Annotated in this window: 16 protein-coding genes; 3 read left to right on the top strand and 13 right to left on the bottom strand. The window is 67.3% G+C overall.

From position 1 onward, the window contains the following. Nucleotides 1-106: 106 nt before the first annotated feature. The 5 genes from AC13D8_RS07940 to AC13D8_RS07920 form a co-directional block, all read right to left on the bottom strand. On the bottom strand, nucleotides 107-865 hold the full coding sequence (locus AC13D8_RS07940; RefSeq protein WP_482968403.1) for a LuxR family transcriptional regulator: 759 nt from the start codon (nucleotides 863-865) through the stop codon (nucleotides 107-109). Next, nucleotides 862-1,305, bottom strand: a complete 444-nt coding sequence (gene aroQ / locus AC13D8_RS07935) for a type II 3-dehydroquinate dehydratase (protein ID WP_129431759.1) — start codon at nucleotides 1,303-1,305, stop codon at nucleotides 862-864. The genes AC13D8_RS07940 and aroQ overlap by 4 nt, the downstream gene beginning before the upstream one ends. 224 nt (nucleotides 1,306-1,529) lie before the next feature. Further along, nucleotides 1,530-2,942 carry an MATE family efflux transporter gene (locus AC13D8_RS07930; protein ID WP_482968402.1) on the bottom strand — a complete coding sequence of 471 codons (1,413 nt, stop codon included), beginning with the start codon at nucleotides 2,940-2,942 and terminating at the stop codon, nucleotides 1,530-1,532. 87 nt (nucleotides 2,943-3,029) lie between these two features. Then, nucleotides 3,030-4,322 (bottom strand): NAD(P)/FAD-dependent oxidoreductase, encoded by a 1,293-nt coding sequence (locus AC13D8_RS07925; RefSeq protein WP_482968401.1) that lies wholly within the window; start codon nucleotides 4,320-4,322, stop codon nucleotides 3,030-3,032. A gap of 6 nt (nucleotides 4,323-4,328) precedes the next feature. Beyond that, nucleotides 4,329-5,552 (bottom strand): acyl-CoA dehydrogenase, encoded by a 1,224-nt coding sequence (locus AC13D8_RS07920; protein WP_482968400.1) that lies wholly within the window; start codon nucleotides 5,550-5,552, stop codon nucleotides 4,329-4,331. A gap of 114 nt (nucleotides 5,553-5,666) precedes the next feature. Here AC13D8_RS07920 and AC13D8_RS07915 point away from each other — a divergent pair, with 114 nt between their 5' ends. Beyond that, on the top strand, nucleotides 5,667-6,578 hold the full coding sequence (locus AC13D8_RS07915; RefSeq protein WP_482968399.1) for a LysR substrate-binding domain-containing protein: 912 nt from the start codon (nucleotides 5,667-5,669) through the stop codon (nucleotides 6,576-6,578). A gap of 6 nt (nucleotides 6,579-6,584) precedes the next feature. On the opposite strand, the gene phoB is transcribed toward AC13D8_RS07915, so the two are convergent. From phoB to AC13D8_RS07885, 6 genes are all read right to left on the bottom strand, one after another. Continuing rightward, on the bottom strand, nucleotides 6,585-7,274 hold the full coding sequence (gene phoB, locus AC13D8_RS07910) for a phosphate regulon transcriptional regulator PhoB (RefSeq protein ID WP_129433696.1): 690 nt from the start codon (nucleotides 7,272-7,274) through the stop codon (nucleotides 6,585-6,587). A gap of 15 nt (nucleotides 7,275-7,289) precedes the next feature. Then, entirely contained in the window at nucleotides 7,290-8,009 is a 720-nt protein-coding gene (gene phoU, locus AC13D8_RS07905; protein ID WP_129433695.1) for a phosphate signaling complex protein PhoU, read from the bottom strand. 171 nt (nucleotides 8,010-8,180) lie between these two features. Continuing rightward, on the bottom strand, nucleotides 8,181-9,224 hold the full coding sequence (locus AC13D8_RS07900; RefSeq protein WP_482968398.1) for a sensor histidine kinase: 1,044 nt from the start codon (nucleotides 9,222-9,224) through the stop codon (nucleotides 8,181-8,183). Nucleotides 9,225-9,230: 6 nt separating this feature from the next. Beyond that, a complete protein-coding gene (locus AC13D8_RS07895) occupies nucleotides 9,231-9,752 on the bottom strand; it encodes a gamma carbonic anhydrase family protein (protein WP_104020463.1) in 522 nt (173 codons plus the stop codon). Continuing rightward, on the bottom strand, nucleotides 9,749-10,390 hold the full coding sequence (gene gmk, locus AC13D8_RS07890) for a guanylate kinase (RefSeq protein ID WP_482968397.1): 642 nt from the start codon (nucleotides 10,388-10,390) through the stop codon (nucleotides 9,749-9,751). The genes AC13D8_RS07895 and gmk overlap by 4 nt, the downstream gene beginning before the upstream one ends. A 51-nt stretch (nucleotides 10,391-10,441) precedes the next feature. Further along, nucleotides 10,442-11,332, bottom strand: a complete 891-nt coding sequence (locus AC13D8_RS07885) for a YicC/YloC family endoribonuclease (protein ID WP_482968396.1) — start codon at nucleotides 11,330-11,332, stop codon at nucleotides 10,442-10,444. Nucleotides 11,333-11,580: 248 nt separating this feature from the next. On the opposite strand from AC13D8_RS07885, the gene AC13D8_RS07880 reads away from it, so the two are divergent. Further along, nucleotides 11,581-12,231 carry a PAS domain-containing protein gene (locus AC13D8_RS07880; protein ID WP_482968395.1) on the top strand — a complete coding sequence of 217 codons (651 nt, stop codon included), beginning with the start codon at nucleotides 11,581-11,583 and terminating at the stop codon, nucleotides 12,229-12,231. A 3-nt stretch (nucleotides 12,232-12,234) separates the two neighbouring features. On the opposite strand, the gene AC13D8_RS07875 is transcribed toward AC13D8_RS07880, so the two are convergent. After that, entirely contained in the window at nucleotides 12,235-13,605 is a 1,371-nt protein-coding gene (locus tag AC13D8_RS07875) for a class II 3-deoxy-7-phosphoheptulonate synthase (protein ID WP_482968394.1), read from the bottom strand. A 166-nt stretch (nucleotides 13,606-13,771) separates the two neighbouring features. On the opposite strand from AC13D8_RS07875, the gene AC13D8_RS07870 reads away from it, so the two are divergent. Then, on the top strand, nucleotides 13,772-14,770 hold the full coding sequence (locus AC13D8_RS07870) for a GlxA family transcriptional regulator (protein WP_482968393.1): 999 nt from the start codon (nucleotides 13,772-13,774) through the stop codon (nucleotides 14,768-14,770). A 327-nt stretch (nucleotides 14,771-15,097) separates the two neighbouring features. Here AC13D8_RS07870 and AC13D8_RS07865 read toward each other — a convergent pair whose 3' ends face one another. Further along, nucleotides 15,098-15,883, bottom strand: coding sequence for an ion channel (locus AC13D8_RS07865; protein WP_482968392.1), 786 nt, complete (start codon nucleotides 15,881-15,883; stop codon nucleotides 15,098-15,100). Nucleotides 15,884-15,887 lie beyond the last annotated feature (4 nt).

The following is a 15,887-nucleotide window of genomic DNA, read 5'->3' as shown; positions in this document are numbered from 1 at the left end:
AGGCCATCACTCACGGAACACATCTCTTGTGCAACTTTACGCTGCGCAAGGAAAGTAAGGGATTCCTTACCGGGCAGTGGGGATTGATGCGCCAAGGTCGTCCGCGTCACCCTCGGTCAAGGATGAATATCTGGTTCTGGAAAGCCGCCTTGAGGATCGCCTGCGCCGTCGTCTCTACCGACAATGCGCGACGCGCCAGCCTCAAGTGTTTTTCCACCGTGGCGGGTGTCAGCCCCATCAGCACCGCTATATCCTGCACTGTCTTGCCGTCGCCGACCCACTCCAGCACCTCGCGCTGCCGGTCGGTGAGCGGGCGGCGCGGCGATTCGTAGGGCAGGGACATGACGCAGCGATGCACCACGTTGTTGAGCGCGAGAATCGCCTCGCCATCGCGTCGCCAACACGCATCCACCTCGGCCTGCGTCATCCCCGGTCGCGCGGTCAGCGCGATCGCCGCCTTCATTCGCGGACGCAACGAGCGAAAGCTGATCGAGTAGCCCGCCGTCACCCCGTGCCGCCGGTTGAAGGCGATCACCGCGCGTTCCTCGGGGGTGAAATCATCCGCCGCCGCGCGTGTATCGAGCACCGACCACGAGCACGCGCCGTCATTCTCCAGCGACCAGCGCACCATCGGCGCGTGGAAATACAGCCCCTCGTTGACAAACGTCTCGGCATAATCGGAATCGTGGTTCGTCAGCACGATGAAATCGTCGGGGCTGCCCAGCGAATGCGCGGTGCGGTGTTGCGTGCAGCCATAGAGCAGCCGGTCAAAGCCGTATTCGCCCATCGCCCGGGTGTGGATGTTCCACAGCTCTTCCATCGTGGTCGCGTCCAGCAGCCGGTTCAGGACTGCCGACTCGATCATCCACGACGCTCCAGGTGCGCGCGCAGCGCGTCGATGGCCAGAACATAGCCCTGCGCGCCAAACCCGCAAATCACGCCGAGCGCCACCCGTGCGATGTAAGAGCGGTGGCGAAACGACTCGCGCGCATGGACGTTTGATAGGTGCAGCTCGATGGTCGGCACCTCCGCCGAACTGATCGCGTCCATCAGCGCGATAGAGGTATGTGTATAGGCGCCGGCGTTGAGGATGATCCCGTCATGCTGTCCGCGCGCCGCGTGGATGGCATCAATGAGGGCACCCTCGTGGTTGCTCTGCGCGAAATCGAGCGCGAGCCCCAGCGCCTCGGCATGCGCGCGGCACATCGCCTCGATATCGCCAAGCGTCTCGTGGCCATAGACCTCGGGCTGCCGCTTGCCCAGCAGGTTGAGATTGGGGCCGTTCAGGATCAGGATGGAAGCCATGCGGAAATCTCCTCAATGCATCTAGATAACCCCGGGGCGCGCGATCTGTCGAGGGCTCGCGTGCATCTGAACTTCGTCGTTCAAATACATGATTTCCAATTGAAATCGGAACGGGCTAAGCTGTCGGTGGATTGTGTCGGCCATTCTGGTGTGATACTATTTAACATAATACTGATTATGCGCGTTACGGATATGACCTCAGGTACCCACAGGCATCTCCCCCGTCAGCGATAGCTGCGCCCCGCGATCACCTGCATCCTCTGATCGGGACATGTGTAATGCGCGCCGAGCGGGTCGCGGCACGGCGCCTCGATCACCCGTAGTGCCAGCCACGCGCCGCCGGCGGCAAAGACCGCGCCGCCCAGCGCCTGCCCGATGAGCACGCCTTCCGCCCCGAAGATCGCGCCGAAGCCCACCGCAAACGGCCAGGTACCGGCCGTGTGCCGCCCCCAGTTGAGCGCCGTTGAATAGCCCGGATGGCCGAGGTTGTTGAATGCCGCGTTCGACACGAACAGGATGCCGTTGAGGGTCATCGCCGGTGCCAGCGGTCCCATGAACAGGTAGAGCAGCTCGCGCATCTGCCCCGTCGCCCCGAAAAGGTCGGCCACCGGTGCGCGCAGTGATACCAGCAAGACACAGGCCACCAGCATGTAGAGCGCCAGGAACCGCAGCCCTTCGCGGAACGTGCCCAGCACCCGGTCCATGCGCCCTGCCCCGAAATTCTGCGCGAATATCGGGCCCAGCGCCCCCGACAGCCCGAAAATCACCGACGATACGAACGGCATCATCCGGTTGATGACCGCCATCCCCGCCACCGCGTCCGAGCCGTATTTCGCCATCTCGCGGGTAACGATGGCGGTGCCCACGGGCGTCGCGACGGTCGTCATCATCGCCGGGAACGCGATGCCCAGCGCGTCGCGCAGATCCCGGCGCAGGCATTCCGGGCGCGGCCAGCAGAATGCTTGGTGGCGGCTTTGCGCCACCGCGAGCGCCAGCACGGCAGTCGCGAGCCGCGCCAGCACCGTGGCTATCGCCGCCCCGTCAAGCCCCAGTCCCACCGCGAAGATGAGGATCGGGTCCGCCACGCCGTTGACCGCGGCACCAAGCAGCGACGGCACCATCGCACCCTGCGCGTCGCCATGCGCGCGCAGAGCCGCGACCGCCACCATCGCCAACCCCGACAGCGCCGTGCTCGGCAGGATGATCCACAGATAGCCCGCCGCCAGCTCCGCCTCGCGACCGCCCGCACCGAGGAAGCCGAGGATCGGCTCGAGCAGCGGCAGTGTCAGCAGCGGCACCAACGCACCAAATCCCAGCGCGATGACGGCGGTGCTTGCCGCGTGCTCGGCGGCGAGGTGCGGGTCGTCCTTGCCCAAGCCCCGCGCCACCAGCGCGCCCGTGGCGATAGACAGGCCGATATTCAGCGCGCTGGCAAAGAACATCACCACCCCGGCATAGCCCGCCGCCGCCGCCAGTTCGCTCTGGCCCAGCATCGCGATGAACATCACGTCCATCAGGTCCACGGCAAAGATCGCGGCGATGCCGAGGCTCGACGTGAGCGACATCACCGTGACGTGGCGAAAGAGATTGCCTTGGGTAAACCGGGCACTGCGCCCGGGCCTGTCTATTTGGGTCATTCCGCCGCTCCTGATTACTGATGGCGGATATAGACCCTGCACCAGTGCGGAAAACGTTCCGGATGTCACACGCCTTGTGCGAAAATGTCAGAGCCGCGCGGAAACCAGATGCACCATCCGCGCCGCCATCTCGAAGCCGAGCGTGCGTAGCGCCGCCAGCGCCTCGGCATGGCTGTCCACGCACGGCACCGGCAGCCCCGCCTCGTCACCCGCCAGCAGCGCCTTGGCGGCGGCCTCTCCGAACACGGTGCCCGGCGCGATGCCGCGCCCCGAATAGCCGAACACCGCCAGCGCCCCCTGCCCCAGCCGCAGGATGCGCGGCAGGTGGTCGCCGGTCATCGCGATGCGCCCGGACCAGACATGCTCGAGCGGCACATCGGCCAGCCGGGGCAGCAGATGCGCCAGCTTGCGCCGGGCCCAGCCCTCGTGGGTCTGCCCGCCCGCGCCCATCCCGCCCAGGATCACCCGCCCCGCCGCATCGCGCCTGAGCGAGGTCATCACCGTGCCGGTATCCCAGCACCCCTCGCCGCCCGGCAGGATATCTCCGGCCACGTTGTCGCCCAGCGGCGCGGTGGCGATCTGAAAGAACTGCACCACCGGCAGGTCCGGCAGGCGCGTGCCCTCGGCGGGCCGGTGATAGGCGTTGGTTGCCATCAGCAAACGGCGCGCCCGCAGCTTGCCGCCATCGGTGCGCAGCGTCCATTGCCCACCGTGATGCTCGGCGGCGACCACCGCGCTCCGCTCGAAGATGCGCGCGCCCGCGCCAGCGGCGGCGCGGGCCAGGCCGCGCGCATAGGACAGCGGCTGAATCGTGCCCGCGCGCGGATCGTGCAGCGCGCCGTGAAACCGCTCCGATCCCGTGCGCCGCGCGGTCTCGTCCCCGTCAAGGAGCGTCACCGGCGCCCCCCGCGCCTGCGCCTGTTCCGCGCGGCGGCGCAGATCCTTCAGGCCGCCCGGCGCATGCGCCAGGTGGAGCGTGCCCGCCCTCTGCGGCTCGCAGGCGATGGCGTGCTGCGCGATCAGGTCAAAGACGCGGGTCGGGGCCGCCGCCAGCGTGGCGTTGAGCGCCTCGCCCGGCCCCTCGCCCAGCCGCGCCGCCACCGCGTCGGGCGGCAGCCACAGCCCGGCATTGACGAGGCCCACGTTGCGCCCCGAGCCGCCGTGGCCCACGCGCTCGGCCTCCAGCAGCACCACCTCAGCCCCCTGCTCTGCCGCCGCCAGCGCCGCCGACAGCCCGGTATAGCCCCCGCCGATGATGGCGAGATCGGCGCTGCGCTCGCCCTGAAGATCGGGGGCGGCGAAGCGCTCTTCGGCGCTTGCGCTCCAGAGGGACTCTGGCTCTGTCTTGTCTTTTCTTTCCAGAGGATTACGCCCTGTCATTCATGTTCAGAAAAACGCCTGGAGCCCGGTCTGCGCCCGCCCGAGAATGAGCGCGTGCACATCATGCGTGCCCTCGTAGGTGTTGACCGTCTCGAGGTTGACCATGTGGCGAATGACCTGGAATTCCTCGGAAATGCCGTTGCCGCCATGCATGTCGCGAGCGTGCCGCGCGATCTCCAGCGCCTTGCCGCAATTGTTGCGCTTGATGAGGCTGATCATCTCTGGTGCGGCCTTCGCCTCGTCCATCAGCCGCCCGACCCGCAGCGCCGCTTCGGTTCCCAGCGCGATCTCGGTCTGCATGTTGGCAAGCTTGAGCTGGAAAAGCTGCGTCTGCGCCAGCGGCCGGTTGAATTGCCGCCGGTCAAGCCCGTATTGGCGCGCGGCATGCCAGCAGAACTCGGCCGCGCCCATTACCCCCCACGCGATGCCATAGCGCGCCCGGTTGAGACAGCCGAACGGCCCCTTGAGCCCCTGCACGTTGGGCAACAGCGCCTCTTCGCCGACCTCGACCCCGTCCATCACGATCTCGCCCGTCACCGAGGCGCGCAAGCTCAGCTTGCCACCCACCTTGGGCGCGCTGAGGCCCGCCATCCCCTTGTCCAGCACAAAGCCGCGGATGCGCCCGTCATGGGCGTCGGATTTCGCCCAGACGACAAACACATCGGCGATCGGGCTGTTGGAAATCCACATCTTGGTGCCGGTCAGGCGATAGCCGCCATCGGTCTTCTCGGCGCGGGTCTTCATCGCCGCCGGATCGCTGCCCGCGTCCGGCTCGGTCAACCCGAAACAGCCGATCAGCTCGCCGCTCGCCAGCCCCGGAAGGTATTTGCGGCGCTGTTCCTCGCTGCCATAGGCGTAGATCGGGTACATCACCAGCGAGCTCTGCACGCTCATCATCGAGCGATACCCCGAATCGACACGCTCGATCTCGCGCGCGACGAGGCCATAGCTCACGTAATTCGCGCCCAACCCGCCAAATTCCTCGGGGATCGTGGTGCCCAACAGGCCCATCTCGCCCATTTCCCGGAAAATCTCCGGCTCCACCCGTTCCTCGCGATAGGCGTCGATCACCCGCGGTTGCAGCACACCTTGGGCGAACTCGCGCGCGCTGGCGGCGATCATGCGCTCCTCATCCGAGAGTTGATCGTCGAGCCGCAGCGGATCGGCCCAGTCGAAACTTCCCAGGTCGGGCGCGTCCTTGGCACGGAGCGGGGTGGCGGGGGCATTCATGGCACTATCCTCAACATTTCGGTCAGACCACTGCAAGGATAGACTGGTCAAACGCGGGCGAATACCGATATTTTCACATGAACCCATGAGTTTTCCGCAACAGAGAGTAGTGTCATGCCCCTCCCCCGCCGTAGCCTGCCCTCCATCGCGTCCTTGCGCGCGCTAGAGGCGCTCGACCGTCTCGGCAGTGCCACGGCGGCGGCCGCGGAGTTGTCGCTGACGCAGAGCGCCGTCAGCAGGCAATTGAAAACGCTGGAAGACTTCATCGGCCATCCAATCCTGACGCGCGAGGGGCGCGGCGTGCGCCTGACGCCCGAGGCCGCCGACTACGCGGCCCGCGTGCGCGGTGCGCTGGAACAGATCGCGCAGGCGACGATGCGGCTATCGGTCAATGCCGCGGGCGGCACGCTCAGCCTCGCGATCCTGCCCACCTTCGGGATGCGCTGGCTGGTGCCGCGCCTGCCGGATTTCGCGCACCGTCACCCGGAGGTCACGATCAACCTTTCCACCCGACTTGATAAGTTCAACTTCGCCTCGGAACCATTTGATGCAGCGCTACATTTTGGTGAACCAGACTGGCCTGGAACGGGCGCGCTGCGGCTCCGGCACGAGGCGATGGTGGCGGTGGCCACGCCAGAGTTCCTCTCACGCCAACGCGCCGTCCGCGGCCCGCGCGATCTCCTGCGCCTGCCGCTCCTGCATATCGGGACGCGCCCCGACGCCTGGGCCGACTGGTTCGCGGCCCACGGCATCACGGGCGTGCCCATCGGCGGCACGATTCATGACCAGTTCGCAACAATCATGCAGATGGCGCTGCACGGGATGGGGGTGGCGCTCCTGCCCGATTACCTCGTGGAACAAGAGCTGGCCACCGGGCGGCTCATGCCGCTCTGCGGCGGGCCGATCACCATGCGCGGGGCCTATTACCTCGTCTGGCCAGAGCGCCGCGCGCAGGATGCCGCCCTCTCGGCCTTCCGCGACTGGCTCGCCGGTCAGGCCGATGATGAGGACGGGCTGCCGCGCTGAGCCCGCTCAGCCGAGCGCGTAGCCCGCACCGCGCACCGTGCGCAGCGGATCGTCACCGCCATGCTGGCACAATGCCTTGCGCAGCCGCCCGATATGCACGTCCACGGTGCGCGTATCCACGTAGATGTCGCGCCCCCAGACCCGGTCGAGCAACTGCTCGCGCGACCACACGCGCCCGGGCTTTTCCATGAAGGTGGCGAGCAGGCGAAACTCGGTCGGGCCGAGCTTGAGCGGCTTCTCGCTGCGCGTCACGCGGTGGGTCTCGGCATCCAGCACGATATCCTCGTATTCCAGCCGCTCGCCGATGCTCGCGGGCCGCGTCCGGCGTAGCTGCGCGCGCACCCGCGCCATCAGCTCGACCAGCGAATAGGGCTTGATGACGTAGTCATCCGCCCCGGTCTCGAGCCCGCGCACCCGGTCCACCTCTTCCGAGCGCGCCGACAGCATGATGATCGGGATGCCCCGCGTCTCCGACCGGGTCTTGAGCTGGCGGCACACCTCGATCCCCGAGACATTGGGCATCATCCAGTCGAGCACGATGATATCCGGCGGCGCCTCGGCCACCATCATCAGCGCCTCTTCGCCATTCCCGGCGGTCACCACGCGAAAGCCGTCGGCCTCCAGGTTGTAGCCCAGCACCTCGCGCTGCGCCGGCTCATCCTCGACCAGGAGCACGGTGGGTTGTTCGGTGGACATGGCCCGGTCCTCCCCTCACGACACCGGAGAGATCGAGGGGTCGGTGGAGGTCTTGTCGCCCTTGGGGCGCGGCTCGTCCGGCATCTCGCCGGTGACGAGGTAGATCACCTGCTCGGCCACCGAGGTAACCAGATCGCCCATCCGCTCGGTGTTCTTGGCGATGAAATGCAGGTGCATGCAGGGCGTGATGTTGCGCGCATCCTCCATCATGAAGGTCAGGAACTCGCGGAAGATGGCGTTGTACATCTGGTCGACGTCCTCGTCGCGCGCGATCACGTCCTCGGCCACCCCGGCGTCGCGCTGGATATAGGCGTCGAGCACGTCGCGCAGCATCTCCTCGACCTCGCGCGCCATCCGCCGCAGCGCCGCCGGAGAGCCGTTGACCTGCGTCATCGAGGTCAGCACGGCGGTGCGCTTGGCGATGTTCTTGGCATAATCGCCGATCCGCTCGAGGCTCGCGGAAATCTTGATGACGGTCAGCACCAGGCGAAGGTCGCTCGCCGCTGGCGCGCGCCGCGCGATCAGAAGCGCGGCCTCCTCGTTGATCTTCTCTTCCAGCGCGTCGATCGCCGCGTCGGCGCGGCGCACCTCCTCGGCCAGCTCCTCGTCGCGAGTCTCGAGTGACCGCGCCGCATCCGCGATGGCCCGCTCGACCATCCCGCCCATCTTCATGATCTGCGCCTGGATGGCCTCCAGATCGCGGTCAAACGAGGACACGATATGTTTTTCGTTCATGGTCTCTGACTCTCCTCCGCCGGGCCCCGCCCGTGATGGGCCCCGGGGGTGATATGGGTTGCGCGGTCACGCGCGGCTCGGCGCCCGTGCTAGCTGTCTTGGACAACAGGAATGCTAAACTTTTGCAACAGGATTATGACATCATGTTGCGTCGGGCGCCATGCCCGCCCGTTACCCGGTCCATCGCGGCAGAATCACGGAAAATGTGCTGCCCTGCCCCGGCTCGGACGCGATGCGCAGGCGCCCGCGGTGGCGGTTGACGATGTGCTTGACGATGGCAAGGCCCAGCCCCGTACCCCCCATCTCGCGAGAGCGGTGGGTGTCCACGCGATAGAACCGCTCGGTCAGGCGCGGGATATGCAGCGGGTCGATCCCGGGGCCGCGGTCGCGCACCGTGGCGGCGATGGCGGGTCCCCGCAGCGTCGCGTCGTCGGGATGCGGCGCAAGCGTGATCTCCACCTCGTTGTCGTCCCCACCATACTTGATCGCGTTCTCGACGAGGTTGGTGAACACCTGCTGCAACTGGTCTGCATTGCCCGGCACGAGGCACGCTTCTCCCGGCTCAAAGCGCAGCGCGCAGCCTCGTTCACGCGCCAGCGGCCGCAGCATGGTCACCACGGTGCCCATCACGTTACCCAGGTCGACCGGCTCGCGCGGGCGCACGCGCTCCTCGCCCTCGACCCGGCTCAGCGATAACAGGTCATGGACCAGCCGTTCCATCCGCGCCGCCTCGCGCGCCATGATGCCCAGAAACCGGTCCATCGCCGCCTCGTCGCGGCGCGCGGGCCCCTGCAACGTCTCGATGAAACCCATGAGCGAGGTCAGCGGCGTACGCAACTCGTGGCTCACGTTGGCGACGAAATCGCGCCGCATCTGCGCCGCCTGTTCGCGCTCGGTCAGGTCCTCGAACGACACCAGAACGCCGGGCGCCGCGCCCTCCTCGAGCGTCACCGCCGCCACGTGGGCGCGAAAGGTGCTGTCGCGCCCGTCCTTCGCGGCCTGGTAGGTGACACTGCGCACCGTGCCGTCCCCGGCGGTGGCCTCGATCGCCGCGCGCAGGTCGGGCTGGCGCATGGCGGTGAGGAAATGCCGCCCCTCGATGGCCTGCCCCAGCATCTCGCGCGCCGCCGCGTTGGCCGCGAGAATGCGTGCGTCGGGCCCCACGAGCACCGCCGCGAGCGGCACCGCCGCGAGCAGCGAGACGATGCCCTCCATCCCCGCTCAGACCTCGCTCAGCCCGGCGCGAAAGCGGCGCATCCGCTCCTGGTAATGCACGGCACTCGCGCGCAGCCCGGCGATGGCGTCGGCATCGAGGCCGCGCACCACCCGCCCCGGCGCGCCCACAACAAGGCTGCCATCGGGGATTTCCTTGCCTTCCGTCACCAGCGCGCCCGCCCCGATCAGGCAATCGCGCCCGATCACCGCGCCGTTGAGCACGGTGGCCCCCATGCCGATCAGGCTGTTCTCGCCGATGGTGCAGCCGTGCAGCATCGCCTTGTGCCCGATGGTGCAGCCCGCCCCGATCGTGAGCGGATAGCCCATGTCGGTGTGCATCACGCAGTTTTCCTGCACGTTGCTGCCCCTGCCCACGCGGATTTCCTCGTTGTCACCCCGCAGCGTGCAGCCGAACCAGACCGACGCCCCCGCCTCGATTACCACGCGGCCGATCACGTTGGCATCGGGCGCGATCCAGGTGTCGTCCGCCACCTCGGGCGCGACACCGTCCAGTGCATAGAGCGTCATAGCGTCTCCTCGAATTCGGTCTGCAGCCGCCGCACATGTTCGGTCAGCCAGGGCTGTTGCGTGCGGCGCAGGCGGGTTGCCTCGATGATGGTCCTGAGTCGCGCCTCGGCGACGTCGAGGTCGTCATTGACCAGCACGAAATCGTAGCTGTCCCAATGGCTTATCTCGTCCCAGCTCTTGTGCATCCGCCGCGCGATCACCTCCGGCGCGTCCTTGCCGCGCGCCTGCAGCCTGCGGTGCAGCTCGTGGATCGAGGGCGGCAGCAGAAAGATCGACAGCGTGTGCCCGCCAAGCGCGGAGTTTCTGATCTGCTGCGCACCCTGCCAGTCGATGTCGAAAAGCACGTCGTTTCCTGCGTCGATCGAGGCCTGTACGGGTGCGCGCGGCGAGCCGTAGAAATTGCCGAAGACATGCGCGTGTTCCAGCATCCCGCCCTCCGACACCTGCCGCTTGAACGCCTCTTCCGACAGGAAATGATAGTCGCGCCCGTCCTCCTCGCCCGCCCGCGGCGGGCGGGTGGTGGCCGAAACCGAAAAGCTCAGCGTCGGATCCCATTGCAAAAGCCGCTGCGACAGCGTCGACTTGCCCGCGCCCGAGGGCGAGGACAGGATGATCAGAAGCCCACGCCGCTCGCTCATCGCGCGGCCCCCCGCTTCATCTTGCCAAAAATATCCATCCACCCTCTCCGCTCATTCCACGTTCTGAATCTGCTCGCGCATCTGGTCGATCACCGTCTTGAGATCGAGCCCCACGGCCGTGAGATCCGCGTTCTGCGCCTTCGAACACAGCGTGTTGGCCTCGCGCATGAATTCCTGCGCCAGGAAATCGAGCTTGCGCCCCACCGGCGAGCCTTGCGCCAGCAATTCGCGCGCCGCCGCCACATGGGCGCGCAGCCGGTCGATTTCCTCGGTCACGTCGAGCCGCACCGCCACCAGCGCCAATTCTTGCGCGATCCGCTCAGGGGCAACCTGCCCGGCCTGGTCGGTGACCCGCGCCAGCGCCGCGCGATGCGCCTCGGCGATCGCCCCGGCGCGCGCGCCCAGCATGTCCTCGGCCTGCGTCACCCGCGCCGCGATCCGGTCGAGCTGATCCGCGATCACCCGGCCCAGCGCCGCGCCCTCGGCCTCGCGCATCGCCACGAAATCGCCCAGCAGCGCGTCGAATTCCGCCTCCAACGCCGAGGCGTCCTCCGCGTTGGCCACCGGCGCGCCGCCGGTCTCCAGCAGGCCACGCAGCGCCAGCACCTGCGCCGCTGTCGAAGGCGCGAGCGTCAGCCCCGCCGCATCGGCGCGCCGCTCGGTCTCGGCCAGCGCCGCCAGCGCCACGTCGAGCGCCCCCCCGTCAAGCGCCAGCCCACCCGCCTCGGCCATGTCGTGAAACCGCAGCACCACCGTCACGTTGCCGCGCGCGAGCCGCTTCGCGGCCGCCGACCGCAGCCGCGTCTCCAGCCCCTCGACGCCTTCGGGCAGGCGCAGCCGCAGGTCGAGCCCCTTGCCGTTGACGCCGCGTATCTCCCAGACCGTTGCGCGCGGGCCATGCTGTCCGCTGCGCGTGGCAAAGGCGGTCATCGAGCGGATCATGGGGCTTTGTGCCTCCCTCGTGGCGGTGCAGCCCCCGTGTTAGCCATTGCGCGTCCGGCTGGCAAGCCGCGCATCCGGGCGCGCAAGGGTTAACCAGATACCGCGAATTTTAGATACATGCGCGGCGAATTGTGGCAATCTTTACGCATCGTCCGGCGCGCAGAACGCGGCTTCACCAAGCTGAGGCAAGCCTGCGGCACCCAGGCGCATATCGACGGTGCGGGGGCGCACAACGAGGGATTAGGACCATGTGGGATGATCCGACGGAACCGGGCCCGGTGCAGGGCGACACAAGCGAAACACAGGCGCAGACCGAGGCGCACCTGCGCGCCTTTCGCGCCCATTGGGAGGATTGCCGACGCGGCGGCGACGTGCCCATGCGCGCCGATATCGACCCGCGCGGCATCGAACCGCTGATTTCCAGCGCCTTCATCGCCGAACGCATCGCACCGGGCATGGTGCGGCTGCGGGTGGCGGGAATGCACCTCAACGACCTGATGGGCATGGAGGTGCGCGGCATGCCGCTCGCCACCTTCATCGAGCCGGACGACCGCGATGCCTTTGCCCTGCGGCTGGTCGATCTCTTCGACGGCCCGGCGGTCCTGCGCTTCGCGCTGCGCGCGCGCCGCGGGGTCGGGCGGCCCGCGCTCGGCGGCACGCTGATGTTGCTGCCGCTACGCAGTGACCTGGGCGACATCTCGCGCGCGCTGGGCTGCCTCGTGACCGACGGCGCCAGCGGGCGCACGCCCCGCCGCTTCGGAATCGCGGATGCCGAGACGCAGCCGCTTTCCGGCGCCGCGCCGCGCCGCGCCGCACCGCCCCTGCGCACGCTGGCAGGCGGACGGTCGCAGGCCCCGACCGGGCCCCGCGACCGCTCTCACCTGCGGCTCGTCACCTGAGCATCAGACGGCCTGCGCCTCGGCCATGCGCTCGCGCTGGCCCTTGAGCTCCTCGGCCACGAGAAACGCAAGCTCCAGCGATTGCGACGCATTGAGCCGCGGATCACACGCGGTGTGGTAGCGATCCGACAGGCTCTCCTCGCTCAGCGCGCGCATCCCCCCGGTGCATTCGGTCACGTCCTGTCCGGTCATCTCGAAATGCACGCCGCCGGGGACGGTTCCTTCCGCGCGGTGGATGGCAAAGAATTCCTGCACCTCGCGCAGCACCGAGTCGAACGGCCGGGTCTTGTAGCCGGTGGCCGACTTGATCGTGTTGCCGTGCATCGGGTCGCACACCCACAGCACGTTGGCGCCCTCCTCCTCGACCGTGCGGATGAGCCGCGGCAGGTTCTCGCCCACCTTGCCCGCGCCGAACCGCGCGATCAGCGTCAGCCGCCCGGCCTCGTTCTCGGGGTTGAGCGTCGCCAACAGCCGCTTGAGATCGTCCGAGGTCATGGTCGGGCCGCATTTCAGCCCGATCGGGTTGAGCACCCCGCGCAGGAACTCCACATGCGCGCCGTCGGGCTGGCGCGTGCGGTCGCCGATCCACAGCATGTGTCCCGACCCTGCCAGCCATTTGCCAGAGGTCGAATCGAGACGGGTGAGCGCCTCCTCGTATTCCAGCAACAGCCCCTCGTGCGAGGTGTAGAAATCCACCGACTTGAGCGTGTGCGCGCTCTCGCTGTCCACGCCCGCGGCCTTCATGAAGTCGAGCGCGTCGGCGATATGGCTGGCCATCTCGCGATAGCGCGCGGCCTTCTCGCTCTCGGTGAAGCCCAGCGTCCACTGGTGCACCTGGTGCATATCGGCGTAGCCGCCGGTAGAGAACGCGCGCAACAGGTTCAGCGTCGCCGCCGCCTGCGTGTAGGCCTGCAGCATCTTCGCCGGGTCAGGGATGCGCGCCTCCGGGGTAAAGGCCAGCTCGTTGACGATGTCACCGCGATAGCTGGGCAGCTCGACACCCTCCACCACCTCGGTGGGCGCGCTGCGCGGCTTGGCGAACTGCCCGGCCATGCGCCCCACCTTGACCACCGGCACCTTGGCGCCATAGGTCAGCACCATCGCCATCTGCAGCATCACCTTGAACGTGTCGCGGATCGCATCGGCCGAGAACTGGTCGAACGCCTCGGCGCAATCGCCGCCCTGCAACAGGAACGCCTCGCCCCGCGACGCCGCCCCAAGCGCGCGCTTGAGGCGCCGCGCCTCCCCGGCAAAGACCAGAGGCGGATACTGGCGCAGACGATCCTCGACGCGGGCGAGCGCCCCGGCATCGGGATAATCCGGCATCTGCACCCGCTCTTTCGCGCGCCAGCCGGTTTTCTGCCATTCCGTCATCTTCGGTCTCCGCTTTCTCATTTGGTCGGACATCTCTATAATCCACCGGACGCGCAGAGGCCAGCCGCGGAATCGGTCAAAATGCGACACGAATGTGCGTGTTTGGCTTGTGAATCGCGACGTTTTGGTGACAGTGACGCTGGGACGGAGCGCAAGAGGGGGCCCGATGTCAGATGCCGTGACAGTCAAGGTGGATGTGCCAAGGGCGCCAACACGCTTCGTGTTCGTGCTGCTTGACTCGTTCACGCTCCTGAGCTTTGCCGGCGCGCTGGAATGCCTGCGCATCGCCAACCGCATGGCCGGAGCAGAGCTTTACACATGGGCTTTGACCGGAGACACCGACGATGTCGTGACCTGCTCCAACGGCGTGCGCTTCCACGTCGATTTCCCGCTCTCCGAACTGAAACGCGAGGATGTGCTGATCCTGTGCGGCGGGGTCGATGTCCAGAAGACCGCCACCAAGCGGATGCTCAACTGGCTGCGCCGCGAGGCGCGCCGCGGGTTGCGCATCGGCGGGCTGTGCACCGCATCCTACGTGATGGCGCGCGCCGGGCTGCTCGACGGCAAGCGCGCCACCATCCACTGGGAGAATCACGATGCCTTTCTCGAGGAATTCGAAGAGGTAACGCTGACCAAGTCGATCTTCATGATCGACGGCAACCGCATGACCACGGCAGGCGGCACCGCCTCGATCGACCTGATGCTCAGCCTGATCGCCGCCGAGCATGGCGAAAAGCTCGCCAACGCGGTGGCCGACCAGCAGATCTATTCCTCGATCCGCACCGACCAGGACACCCAGCGTCTCTCGGTGCCCACCCGAATCGGCGTGCGCCACCCCAAGCTCAGCCAGGTCATCCAGATGATGGAGAGCAATATCGAGGAACCGATCAGCCCCTCGATCCTCGCCCGCGAGGTGGGCATGTCCACCCGCCAGCTCGAACGCCTGTTCCGCCGTTACCTCAGCCGCAGCCCCAAGCGCTATTACATGGAACTGCGGCTGCAAAAGGCGCGCAACCTGTTGATGCAGACCGACATGACGGTGATCAACGTGGCGCTTGCCTGCGGCTTCGCCTCGCCGTCGCATTTCTCAAAATGCTACCGCGCGCACTACCAGACCACCCCCTACCGCGAGCGCGGTGCCCACGGGGCGCGGCTATCGGTCTGACGCGGCGGGGCGCGAGGGCGGTATCGGCCTTGTGCGGACGTTGGACCATCTGGTCCCGGCGCGGAATCAAGGGCGAAGCCCGCCGCGCCATCGCATGTCCGCCCCCCGGACAGGCGATTTGGCTAAGCTAGCGCGCCGATTGCATGTTCTTCGGGAAAGCAGAAATAAAGTGCCCTGAAAAACCGTTGGATCGCCTGCCCGCGGACATGCGATGGCGCGGCTCACTGCAACGGCAGCTCCAGGCCAACCACAACACCTGACCCTCCGCGCCAAGCCCCGTCCTCCCCGGGCCTGACCCCCAGGATATCCCGAGACATCCCGCCTGCCCTACTGCGCGCCTTCCGTCTCGATCTTCAGCTCGATGCCGCAATGCTTGCAATGGATTGCGTCGGGGTCGTGCTTCAACAGCCCGCATTCCGGGCACTTGTGGCGCACCTTGGCGGGCACGAAAATGGTCCGCGCCAGCCGCAGGAACAGCCCCACACCCACGATCATGATCCCCACCGCCAGCAGCCGGCCAGTCCCGCTGTCCATCAGGATGTCGCCGTACCCCGTCGTCGTCAGCGTCGTCACCGTGAAATAGAGCGCGTCCACGTAAGTGTTCAGCCCCGGCTCCCGCCCGCCGCGCAACAGGTGAACCAATGCTGTCATGGCAAAGATAAACACCAGCAGGTTGACCGCGGCGAGGATCGCGTCCTCGTGCAGGCGAAAGAACCGCCAGTCGCGCCGCAGGTCGCGCAGCAGGTGATAGGAATGCACCAATCGCAGCGCGCGCAGCAGCCGCAACGCCGCCCATCCCTGCCCCAGCACCGGCACCGCCACCAGCGAGACCAGCACCGCGATATCCACCAGCACGTAGATCTGCCGCAGGTGGCGCAGCCGATTCTCCGCGATCCACAGCCGGCACAGGAAGTCGGCCCCGATCACTGCCGCCACCAGAATGTCCGCCACCAGTATCGCGGGCGTCAGCGGCAGCGTTGCCGTGGCGAGAAAGAACACGATGCTCGCCACGTCGAACACCAAGAGCGCATAGCGAAACCGCGTCGCGCGTTTCGAGCGCCCCTCGTAGAGGAGGCGGACACTGTCGTGCAGGCTGCGATCCGAACTGCTCATGCGC

The organism is Roseovarius sp. B-10 (assembly GCF_056859295.1).
This window is presented reverse-complemented; position numbering and strand designations above follow the sequence as displayed.

What these genes read in the sequence shown, in the direction of transcription:
- AC13D8_RS07915 (WP_482968399.1), top strand. Translation starts at nt 5,667, where the DNA reads ATGCCCCTCCCCCGCCGTAGCCTGCCCTCCATCGCGTCCTTGCGCGCG.
- AC13D8_RS07875 (WP_482968394.1), bottom strand. Translation starts at nt 13,605, where the DNA reads ATGACGGAATGGCAGAAAACCGGCTGGCGCGCGAAAGAGCGGGTGCAG.
- AC13D8_RS07895 (WP_104020463.1), bottom strand. Translation starts at nt 9,752, where the DNA reads ATGACGCTCTATGCACTGGACGGTGTCGCGCCCGAGGTGGCGGACGAC.
- AC13D8_RS07900 (WP_482968398.1), bottom strand. Translation starts at nt 9,224, where the DNA reads ATGGAGGGCATCGTCTCGCTGCTCGCGGCGGTGCCGCTCGCGGCGGTG.
- gmk (WP_482968397.1), bottom strand. Translation starts at nt 10,390, where the DNA reads ATGAGCGAGCGGCGTGGGCTTCTGATCATCCTGTCCTCGCCCTCGGGC.
- AC13D8_RS07865 (WP_482968392.1), bottom strand. Translation starts at nt 15,883, where the DNA reads ATGAGCAGTTCGGATCGCAGCCTGCACGACAGTGTCCGCCTCCTCTAC.
- AC13D8_RS07880 (WP_482968395.1), top strand. Translation starts at nt 11,581, where the DNA reads ATGTGGGATGATCCGACGGAACCGGGCCCGGTGCAGGGCGACACAAGC.
- phoU (WP_129433695.1), bottom strand. Translation starts at nt 8,009, where the DNA reads ATGAACGAAAAACATATCGTGTCCTCGTTTGACCGCGATCTGGAGGCC.
- AC13D8_RS07940 (WP_482968403.1), bottom strand. Translation starts at nt 865, where the DNA reads ATGATCGAGTCGGCAGTCCTGAACCGGCTGCTGGACGCGACCACGATG.
- AC13D8_RS07930 (WP_482968402.1), bottom strand. Translation starts at nt 2,942, where the DNA reads ATGACCCAAATAGACAGGCCCGGGCGCAGTGCCCGGTTTACCCAAGGC.
- AC13D8_RS07920 (WP_482968400.1), bottom strand. Translation starts at nt 5,552, where the DNA reads ATGAATGCCCCCGCCACCCCGCTCCGTGCCAAGGACGCGCCCGACCTG.
- phoB (WP_129433696.1), bottom strand. Translation starts at nt 7,274, where the DNA reads ATGTCCACCGAACAACCCACCGTGCTCCTGGTCGAGGATGAGCCGGCG.
- aroQ (WP_129431759.1), bottom strand. Translation starts at nt 1,305, where the DNA reads ATGGCTTCCATCCTGATCCTGAACGGCCCCAATCTCAACCTGCTGGGC.
- AC13D8_RS07885 (WP_482968396.1), bottom strand. Translation starts at nt 11,332, where the DNA reads ATGATCCGCTCGATGACCGCCTTTGCCACGCGCAGCGGACAGCATGGC.
- AC13D8_RS07870 (WP_482968393.1), top strand. Translation starts at nt 13,772, where the DNA reads ATGTCAGATGCCGTGACAGTCAAGGTGGATGTGCCAAGGGCGCCAACA.
- AC13D8_RS07925 (WP_482968401.1), bottom strand. Translation starts at nt 4,322, where the DNA reads ATGACAGGGCGTAATCCTCTGGAAAGAAAAGACAAGACAGAGCCAGAG.